Raw genomic sequence first — 9,324 nt, forward strand, 5'->3', positions numbered from 1 at the left:
AAATACCAGTAATAAAAGAGCTATCTTGAGAAAGATCATACATATCGATATGGATGCCTTTTATGCCTCGGTGGAACAACGAGACAATCCGGAGTTGCGAGGAAAACCCCTAGCGGTCGGGCATGCGGAGCAGCGAGGCGTAGTAGCTGCCGCTAGCTACGAAGCCCGGAAATATGGGGTACGTTCCGCCATGGCGTCTCAAAAAGCCAAACGTTTATGCCCGGACCTGATATTCGTACATGGAAGGATGGACGTATATAAATCTGTCTCACGCCAGATCCACGAGATCTTCCATGATTATACGGATATCATAGAACCGCTTTCCTTGGATGAAGCCTTTTTGGATGTCACTGATAATAAACGAGGCATCTCTCTCGCTGTAGATATCGCCAAGGAGATCAAGAAACGGATCTGGGATAATTTGAACCTGATAGCGTCAGCGGGAGTCTCCTACAACAAATTTCTAGCGAAAATAGCCTCGGATTATCGGAAACCCAATGGATTATGCACCATCCATCCAAGCCAAGCCCTCGATTTCATAGCACGTCTTCCCATTGAGTCCTTTTGGGGAGTAGGCCCCGTAACAGCCCGGAAAATGCATACACTCGGTATCCACAACGGGCTGCAATTACGGGAATGTTCGGGGGAGATGCTTACCCGCCAGTTCGGAAAGGCGGGAATACTTTATTATGAGTTTGCCAGAGGTATAGACAACCGTCCCGTAGAAGCGGTACGAATCCGGAAGTCGGTAGGTTGCGAGCATACGCTAGAAAAAGATATCTCCCGCAAATCCTCTGTTATCATCGAGCTTTATCACGTAGCGACCGAACTTATCGGCAGGCTGGAACGTTCCGGATTCAAGGGAAACACACTGACCTTAAAGGTCAAGTTCCACGATTTCAACCAAATCACGAGAAGCCTCAGCCGTCCGGAAGAGTTAACAACCTTAGATAAGATCCTCCCCTTGGCCAAGGAATTACTGAAAGAAGTGGAATATACCGAGCATCCCATCCGACTGATCGGTCTATCCGTATCCAATCCCGTAAAAGAGGAGCCTCATACGAAAGACCGTTGGGAACAATTAAGTTTTGAGTTCAGCGACTGGAAATAACACTTGCCCTAGAAGGATAGCTTCATCATAAAACGTATACCCTTTGTCTGGATGCCCGGATGATCCTTATAGGTCAAACGCCATACATAATCCAAACGCAAGAACTTAAAGATATTCTCGATACCGACACCCGCCTCCATATAAGGAGTAGACGGGTCCATCAGGTAAGAGCCCTGCGGGAATAAGAACAAGCCCTCATTTTGCTCACCGATATACGGATTATTCTTATCCGTCAAGTGACCGAACATACCCCGGAAGGAAAAGACCTCCCTCCATTTTAACTTCTTGATAAGCGGAATACGGTTCAATAAGGCTCCGTTCATGAAATAAGTAATATCCCACGAAGCGTACTCATCATTGATGAACTCCATCGCGTTCATATTCGTATAAGATTCCGGTTGCACCAAATACGACAAGTTTGCGTTTGGCAAGATCAACAAAGGATAAGGGGCCTTTGTCCAAACTTTACCTGCTTTAGCGAGAATATCCACATAACCGAAAGCAGAGAACCAGAAGCGTTTCTGAATACCGAGCTCCGTCTTCTGATAATCATACGAACTACCTAATACATCTTGGAAAGCCATCGTATGGTTCAAGGTGAATACCGGTGCGTCAAGCGTAATCGGATAACGGTAATTACGAGTCTGGTAGAATTTCTCATTCGGGGCAAAACGGAACTTAAACTCCACTTCCGACATCCGGTAGGAATCGGTAGCCGTGATCTGGCCATCCGGACCGATACGGTCAAACGCGGCGTAACCGGTTGAGTATTCCTTAAAATTCCGAAGTACCGCCCCATAAGCCCAGCCGTTATAATGCTCACGGTAATACGTCAGTTCCATATTCCTTAAATAGGTGGCACGTGTATCCTTCTGCCGCTTCAAGGCTAAGAACATATTATCCTTGTTGGTATACATATACTGCTGACCTAACTGGTTGATATCATATAGGTACTCGAAGCGAATAGAATGCACGGGAAATTCTTTCCGATAATCCTTCTTATCGATAAAAGAATATTCTACGATACCATCATATTTCAACTTGCGGTCTTTCGATCCATAAGCCAAATAACCATCCAAGAAAAGACGTTTACTGAACGCCGTTGTCGTGGTTCCACCGACACGGAAGCGGGCCCCCTCAATCGCGTTACCACTGATATAGGTGTTCATCGGACCAAACTCGAACTTGCTCTTCTCCGGAATCTTATTCGTCGCGATATAACCGGAGGTAAGGATCGAAACAACCTTCTCCGTCACATAGAAAATAGGAACGGAACGAAGTTTCGCCATTAGCAACTCCACGTTATTCTGCTTGCGAGTTCCCGCCTCAGTAGGACGATTCTCCTCCCAGAAATCCGCCGAACGGCGATAAGCTTCCATCGGTATAATAATAGGTGCGCTCTCCTCAAAAACTTTAGGATCATCTGGTCCCTCAAACGCTTGATTCGAATAGATATTCAAACGGCGGGCATACATTCCTTTCGATTTCTCCGTCAATTTGAAGTCCACGTTGATATCATCTTTCGTAATGATACGAGTCCCATCCGGGGCACGGTCGAAAGTCTGCTCGATCGTCATTCCACCGACAAAATTCAAGTTGATCTTCTTCGGGACATTCAACTTAACCTTCTGCACGAAATAAGTAGAATCCAACGTGATAAAAAGATGTCCCGTAAAACCGAACGTCTCCGGAGTAAACGGAGCGAAACCCAAATCCACGCACTTCTGTCCGGCGACCTCCACCGTGTCTAGCAAATAATATTTATAGAAGTTAGGCCCCATCGTAGACATAGGACTAACGAAACGGTTCAAGAACAAAGGAATATCATTCTGGAAGATATTCACTTCCCGGAATACCTCATTCAAGAACTGTTGCATACCGTCTCGTGAGAAGACCTCATCCACACCAGCCGCTTTCGTAGCCAGAACGACCCTCTTTTCCGTCTTCGGGTCTTTACGATAATAAACGGTCTGGATTTTCTCACGTTCAGATACCGGCAAGATCGTCTTTCCCACCTCCAACGTATCGATAAACTCAGTCAAGAAGTCAAACTTTCCCGCCTTTCCATCCTTTTTCGGTTTCGGTTGGTAATCGTTCATAGCGAAGACCATCTTCTCGTATTGATCATACCGAAAATAATCATGATTACGAGGATCGTTGCTCTCCCGACGTGCGATAGCGTTTTTGATAAAGGTAACCGCAGGATTATCCTTCTTTCGATATCTTTCCTTTCCCGGCTTGATAATCACCTCCGACAAATTAATACTTGTCGGAGCTAACTGAATCTTCAAATGTTCCGCTTTACCCGGAACGAATTTCAATTCTTTCTCCGTATAACCCAGATAAGAGACCTGTAAAGTACGTACCTTAGATGAAGAGGAGAGCGTAAAAGCCCCATCCAGATCTGTCGTAGCACCTATCGTAGTTCCCTTCAAAATCACAGCCACATAAGGCAAAGGTTCTCCCGTAATAGAATCAGTCACGATTCCTTTTATCATGTAGTTCTGGCTCTTCGCTACCCAAGCGAACGCCAATAAAAGCCATATAAAAACAATTCTCTTCCCCATCAGATCTGACACCTCATTAAACTCCGCAAAAGTACAACAGGATCATTTATATAAATGTTCCAAAACACATGCAATATATTCCAATTAGCAACAAAACAGGCAAAAATACACACGTATATACGCAACGCCCCTCAGCAGTATAGGCATAGGCCTGTATCTATACCAGCGTAAGCCAACACCTATACTGGCGTGTGCCCTCGCCTATACCGGCGTGGCACGAACCTACGAACGACTAATCTGAAGCCCCTTATTCGACAAGCTCATCTCCACGAACCGGGCGTTCGAATTGGGTGGAGAAAGAGTCAATATCTTTCGGATTTGCAGGGCCGCACCCGGGTCTTTCGCTACGATATATAAGTAACCACCACCGCCTGCTCCCGGAAGTTTATATCCCAAGGCATAAGCCTGTATCTTGGAGATAATAGCTTCCACCGCCGCCGGATTCGTTCCGGAATCGAGTGCCTTATTTTGCTCCCAAGTCTTTCCGACCAATTTACCATAAGTCACGAAGTCTCCGCATTGGATCGCCTCGTACATATCAAGCGCATGAGCTTTCATCTCGGACAAAAGACCTAAATGCGCCTCGCTATTCAAGAACATACCTCGTACGATTTCCGATAAAATATCTTTCGCCGTACGAGTAATTCCCGTATAATAAAGAAGATGACAAGGCCGGTATTCCGGATCAGTAAACAAGTATTCCGGCAGCCAACGTACCAAAGGATTCTGATTAAAACCCTCGTTCGTTTGCAAGAGTTTCAAACCGTGCAATACGCCACCGTATTGATCTTGCCATCCCCCGCCGGTAGTCAGTAATTGTTCTAAAATCAAGGTGCGGTTTCCGATCTCATTCTTATCCCAAGCCAAGCCACAAAAGTCAGAGATAGCGCCCAGCACAGTAGCCGCGAGGATCGAGCTAGTGCCTAAACCGGAACCCGCCGGTATCGCCGCCAACAAGGTAATCTCCAGCCCGCTACCAAAAGCTTCCAACTGGACATCCAAAGAAGCATAAGCCTCCGCCGAGAATTCCGGGATAAATCCCGCCAAGGCCAAAGCCGCTTTCGGAATGGAAAACGGCGATCCTACCTTATTATAATCACGAAGCTCATCCCATGAAGAGATAACCTCCATCGCTCCCAGATCGATCGAGCGAAGGATAATCTTATGGGTATCGGAAGGCTTGATATAGACTTGTAGCGGTGGTTGCCCGTTTAACTCGATCGCCACGTTCACCACGTTTCCACCCGCATATAAGCAATAGGGCGGCGTATCTGTCCACCCACCTGCCAAATCGATACGTACCGGACTACGTCCCCATACGATCTGGTCCCGATAGACATTCAAACATGGCTGCTGCTTACTTCCGAGGACAGAACCGACCAGCCCTTCCCGCAACAAAGCGAAAGCCTTTTGCTCCTCCTCCTTATACGCTTCCCCCGAGATCTTCATCACCTGAGAACGGAACATATGATTATGTATCCTTTTCATCAACGGATTATCCTCAGGAAGGGCTTTCGGTAAGGCAATCTTGTCTTTGGCGAAGCTTTCCGCCGCATCCGAAAGATCCAATTGATAGAATACACTTTTCTCATGATTAGCGGCCAATAATGACCAGTCTTTTTTACGGAAAACTTCTCGCTGAGCTACTAAACGGCGTAAATTCGCTTGATCGGACAAATCATTCGCCGATAATTTTCGGGCGGAAAGCCAAATAAACTTTCCCTCTTCCCTATCCGGCTCCGTAATCATCCAGCGCAGCACTTTTCCCAGCTCATCCACGGTTTGGCAAACAGGGAACAAAGGTGCGTTTTGTATATCCTCATTCCCTCCCAAGGTGATCCCTCGCTCCATCGCCCAAGTCAAGATAGGTTTCCCCATAAACAAGGTAGACACATCAGACAAGGCCCCTTTAAACAAGTCATTAAAACCATAGGGCCTTGCCGCCCAATTAGCTTCCCCTACCGGGACAACATCTACACAGACACCTTCCGGAAGAGATAAGTTCCAATTATTCTCCGGAACACCCGTTATAATTTGCTGGCCACGTAACGTCCAATTCTCACCGATATAACTATTCTCTATCCATAATTCCGAATTCTCAGCGGTCAATTTCTGGTGTAACACCGCATTCTGCACAAACATGGCGGGATGTGGTTTCACCTTACGCTGCATGATCGCACGTTGATCCCTAACTAAGTTCTGTACCGCCAATGTAGAGGAGATCAACTCACGGCTAGTTCCATAATGATAGAACTCTCCACCCGGAAGCGGCAGAATCGCTACTGAAAGCTGATTCAACTCCGAGTCCGTGATACGTGGATTCTTCCCCAAAGCCAACCCGAACTCAGCATATAAATCATACGCCTTCATCGCCTTGCCATCCTCGGTATAGGAATGTTTCATTAATAACCGCACCGCCTTGTCGCTTAGCAGCCAGATACCGATATCCATCAAGAATAAATGACTACCCGCCAATTCCCCCAAAGTTTCCAACGAAGGCTTCTGTAGCATGAAGTCCAGAGTGTCCGGAGACTTACGGCTCGATACAAAAACCCCGTGATTCTTGGCCAACGAAGGCTCGACCCATAAACCGTAACAAACCACATCTACCTCAGGAATCTCCTGCAAAGGCTGGTTAGCACGGATATATACGTCACCGCTAGCGATCAAGGTATGAAGCGATTCCGGTGCCTTTTTCATGATCCGTTCATAAAGAGGTAATTGCAAGGACAATAAGTTCTGGGATAACCTCTGCCCTCTTGCCCAGCGAAACACAGGGATCGGAGTCAATATTTTCCCGGATGGCGCATATCCGGGCAAACGGCGGCTTTGCCCTCCGGCATGCAACAAGATACGCTTCTCCTGTCCCAACCACTCTTCCGTCGGTACATCCGGAGCCTCTTTTTGCCGGGAGGCCTCCAACAACCAAGTTGTTCCTCCCCCGGACCCTAAGCGGGCGCCTACCGGATCCGAGGTGCAAAACCATTCCTCTGTACTTACATGCTCTACCGCATGGAAACAATCTACCAAATTTGGAGGTAAAGACAATAACTTTTTCATACCCATGATCATTCTAAGACTCCATCTTATTTTTCGAAAGCAAAAGTAACTTAAATTTTCTATACGGATATCCATTAACCCTTTTTATTACAATTTGTATGGAGTTCAAGCCCACTCAACTTCTTTAACACACCCATAAAAAAGTTTGTTTTTACTAAAACGCACTATCAATCAATCCGTTTCCAGTATCTTGGTTGTTGTTTAATTAAATATAGGACATATGGTATACGGTTATGTAAGAGTCAGTACAGACAAACAAACTACTGAAAACCAGCGATTCGAGATTGAGAAATTCACAAAATCGAGGAACATGAGAATCGACAGGTGGGTAGATGAGACGATCAGCGGGACAAAAGTAATCGCCGATCGCCAACTTGGTAAATTATTAAAGCAAATACGTAAAGGCGACATCCTGATCACGACGGAGCTGTCACGTCTCGGACGTAATCTTATGCAAGTTATGAGCTTCCTTCATCAATGTATGGAAAGAGACATCATTGTATTTACGGTAAAGGAAGGTTACGAACTCGGAAATAACATTAACAGTAAAATCTTGGCATTCGCATTTAGCCTAAGCGCCGAAATTGAACGCAACCTGATTTCGCAACGAACGAAAGAAGCGTTGGCTCGGAAAAAAGTGCAAGGTGCCAAACTGGGCCGTCCAAAAGGAGAGCGACCGGAAACCTGTAAGCTAAAAGGTAAGGAAGAGATGATCTTGCAGTATATTAAAGAACATAAGACTAAAGTATATATCAGCAAGAAACTTGGAGTAAACCGGCAAACCTTGAGGGAATTTCTCAAGACTCATCCGGAAATTCCACGGAAATGGAAAAGAATACAGAAGGATTAACAACTCAAGCAACAATTAACGTATGTTAAATTAGTTTAGTTTAGCAGACTTATCGCTCGTTTATTTGTTTATTCCCATTAACTTGCGGAGGAATAAGATAGAAATATACTTGAAATATCCTAAAAAACATTTCATCCTTTATTCCTCTATCATTCATAAAACGCCGCAAGGTTAACATGTATTCAAGACATCAAACATTTGTTTAATCTTTTAATATAAATCTTATGGAAAAAACATTGGTTATTTTAAAGCCTTGTACCGTTCAGCGAGGGCTGATCGGTGAAATCGTAACCCGTTTCGAAAAGAAGGGACTCCGTCTGGCCGGCATGAAGATGGTTTGGCTGACTGACGAGATCTTGAGTGAGCATTACGCCCACCTAAAAGAAAAGCCTTTCTTCCAACGTATCAAGGACGCGATGAGTGTATGCCCGGTAATTGTATGTTGCTGGGAAGGGGTAGATGCCATACATGTAGTAAGAACCTTGGCCGGCGCTACCAATGGTAGAAACGCCGCTCCCGGTACGATACGGGGAGATTATAGTATGAGCGTACAAGAGAATATCGTACACGCATCAGACTCACCGGAGACAGCCGAGATCGAATTGAAACGCTTCTTCAAGGATGACGAGATATTCGATTATGAGCTGAAAAACCTATTGAGTCTTTACGCCAATGACGAGTTTTAAATAAAAAAGAATAGCCGGAAACGAGAGAAATCATTCTCACCTTTCCGGCTCTCATATTTAGAAACCAACATCCTATTCTCCCGAACTGAATGAACAACCTAATTACTAATCTAAAAATCTAATACCATGAAAAACACACTACTATATCTATAACAGGGCATCCCCGCAAAATGTTTAAGGGATTTCATCCTGAAATTAGAAAGCCGATAAAAAACGTTTGTACGCCTCCAGTTGCCTTTCAAAACAGAAAGTTGTCTGGGATAATCTTAAGCAGTTCGCTTTTAGCTGTCGATACTCCTCATCCGGCAAGTGGCTCATGGCCCGTATATTTTTAGAAAGTCGCTCATAATCTCCGGGGGCCGAGACAAGGCCCAACTGATTCTCCTTTACAATCTCCTCGCCCTCGCCGCCTCCACAAAACAAGATAGGAACGCCTAACGGCAGCAAATCAAATAATTTAGAAGGTACCGCCCCCCTTATACGAACCGTCAAGGGGATAATGGAGGCATGGTAACGTGTAAGCTCCTCACGCATCCGTTCCTTGGGCAAAGAGCCATGATAAAAGACACCTCTATCATGTGTTCTCACATAATCCTCTATCTCCACGGCTTGGTTGCCCCCTCCAAATAAATGAAGCTCCGCTCCCATCCCTTTAAAATCGACACGCTCTATCAACTCCAATATATTCTGCGCCACGCCCAGTAAACCGGCATAGACGATCCTGAAAGGCTTTCGAGAAGAAGGGGGTTGATTCGGTAAAACAAAACGATGCTGCAAATTCCGATACAAGAACGAGGCCTTGCCCGGCTCATACCGTTTTATATAATCCACGATCTCCTTACTCTGCCCTTGACAGGCCGTGGCCTTACGATAAAGGAACCGCTCGATACGCCCCATCACCCTATGATAAACGCCACCCTCTTTCATGGCCCCCAGCTCCACGGCCGACAATGGCCAAAGGTCTGAGACGTTCAGTACCACCTTTTTCTGGTAGCAGCAACGAAAAAGCAACATGGCCGAGGCCGCCGCCAAAACAGGAGGGGTCTGGAT

Annotated in this window: 6 protein-coding genes; 3 read left to right on the forward strand and 3 right to left on the reverse strand. The window is 45.8% G+C overall.

Annotated elements, in window-relative coordinates:
- Nucleotides 1-22: 22 nt before the first annotated feature.
- Nucleotides 23-1,111, forward strand: coding sequence for a DNA polymerase IV (dinB, locus tag DWY79_RS08285; RefSeq protein WP_081024208.1), 1,089 nt, complete (start codon nt 23-25; stop codon nt 1,109-1,111).
- 8 nt (nt 1,112-1,119) lie between these two features.
- On the opposite strand, the gene DWY79_RS08290 is transcribed toward dinB, so the two are convergent.
- Both DWY79_RS08290 and DWY79_RS08295 read right to left on the reverse strand, forming a co-directional pair.
- Entirely contained in the window at nt 1,120-3,678 is a 2,559-nt protein-coding gene (locus DWY79_RS08290) for a DUF5686 and carboxypeptidase-like regulatory domain-containing protein (protein ID WP_005867978.1), read from the reverse strand.
- Between the two features lie 222 nt (nt 3,679-3,900).
- On the reverse strand, nt 3,901-6,750 hold the full coding sequence (locus tag DWY79_RS08295) for a bifunctional fucokinase/fucose-1-phosphate guanylyltransferase (protein ID WP_233563950.1): 2,850 nt from the start codon (nt 6,748-6,750) through the stop codon (nt 3,901-3,903).
- Between the two features lie 208 nt (nt 6,751-6,958).
- Between DWY79_RS08295 and DWY79_RS08300 the strand changes: the two genes are divergently transcribed.
- Together DWY79_RS08300 and ndk are read left to right on the forward strand one after the other, a co-directional pair.
- Entirely contained in the window at nt 6,959-7,588 is a 630-nt protein-coding gene (locus DWY79_RS08300) for a master DNA invertase Mpi family serine-type recombinase (protein ID WP_005867974.1), read from the forward strand.
- Nucleotides 7,589-7,812: 224 nt separating this feature from the next.
- Nucleotides 7,813-8,274 (forward strand): nucleoside-diphosphate kinase, encoded by a 462-nt coding sequence (ndk, locus tag DWY79_RS08305; RefSeq protein WP_005867972.1) that lies wholly within the window; start codon nt 7,813-7,815, stop codon nt 8,272-8,274.
- A gap of 195 nt (nt 8,275-8,469) precedes the next feature.
- On the opposite strand, the gene DWY79_RS08310 is transcribed toward ndk, so the two are convergent.
- A partial coding sequence (locus tag DWY79_RS08310; RefSeq protein ID WP_147431804.1) for a glycosyltransferase family 4 protein occupies nt 8,470-9,324 on the reverse strand: 855 nt, incomplete at its 5' end.

The organism is Parabacteroides sp. AF27-14 (assembly GCF_003635425.1).
GTDB lineage: Bacteria > Bacteroidota > Bacteroidia > Bacteroidales > Tannerellaceae > Parabacteroides > Parabacteroides distasonis.

Bases quoted from the DNA above. Each gene is read 5' to 3' on its own strand.
- ndk (WP_005867972.1), top strand. From the start codon at position 7,813: ATGGAAAAAACATTGGTTATTTTAAAGCCTTGTACCGTTCAGCGAGGG.
- DWY79_RS08300 (WP_005867974.1), top strand. From the start codon at position 6,959: ATGGTATACGGTTATGTAAGAGTCAGTACAGACAAACAAACTACTGAA.
- DWY79_RS08295 (WP_233563950.1), bottom strand. From the start codon at position 6,750: ATGATCATGGGTATGAAAAAGTTATTGTCTTTACCTCCAAATTTGGTA.
- DWY79_RS08290 (WP_005867978.1), bottom strand. From the start codon at position 3,678: ATGGGGAAGAGAATTGTTTTTATATGGCTTTTATTGGCGTTCGCTTGG.